The organism is Pseudomonas sp. 32_A (assembly GCF_017490905.1).
In the GTDB taxonomy this organism is placed as follows: domain Bacteria; phylum Pseudomonadota; class Gammaproteobacteria; order Pseudomonadales; family Pseudomonadaceae; genus Aquipseudomonas; species Aquipseudomonas inefficax.
The window spans coordinates 1-518 of sequence record NZ_JAFGYI010000187.1 but is presented as its reverse complement, the minus strand read 5'-3'; the positions used below and the strand labels follow the sequence as shown (position 1 = coordinate 518).

Sequence of the window (518 nt, the reverse complement as noted above, 5' to 3'; positions counted from 1 at the left end):
CCACCGCGATCTCCTTCACGCCCTTGGCCTGCAGCTTCTTGGCCGCGTCGATGAACCACTTCATCTCGGCCATCTGCTGGTCTTTGCTCAGCGTGGAGGGCTGGAACTCGCTGTCGATCCACTTCTTGGCCTCGGCCTCGCCGGCCCAGGCTGCCTGCCCCAGCGCCAGCGCCGCGGCGGCGAACGCGATCGCCTTGAACTGCATCTTCATTGCTGTCTCCTCACAAGAACGCTCCCCGGGGGTTGGATGGGCGCCGGTGCCGGGGGAGAGTCGGCTGGCCCCTTTTATAAAAATGTGAGCTACTCGCGCTTGTTGTTATTGAGTTTCAGATAGTTTTCTATCTAAAATCCCCGTAAATCAAGCGCAAGCAGCTATCTTTTTTGACTACCCTCTGCGCAGCACCAGCGCCAGCACCAGCATGGACAGCACGAAGCTGATCCACACCGAGGGCTCGGCCTCCAGCGAGAACCACTGCGCCATCTTCTCGCCCAGGCCCACCCAGGCCAGGTTGATGTAC

At 60.2% G+C, this 518-nt stretch carries 1 pseudogene; it reads right to left on the bottom strand.

Annotation, left to right across the window (positions count from 1 at the left end):
* Positions 1-211: pseudogene (locus J5M58_RS26210) on the bottom strand (carbohydrate ABC transporter substrate-binding protein); the annotation flags it as partial.
* Between the last annotated feature and the right edge of the window lie 307 nt (positions 212-518).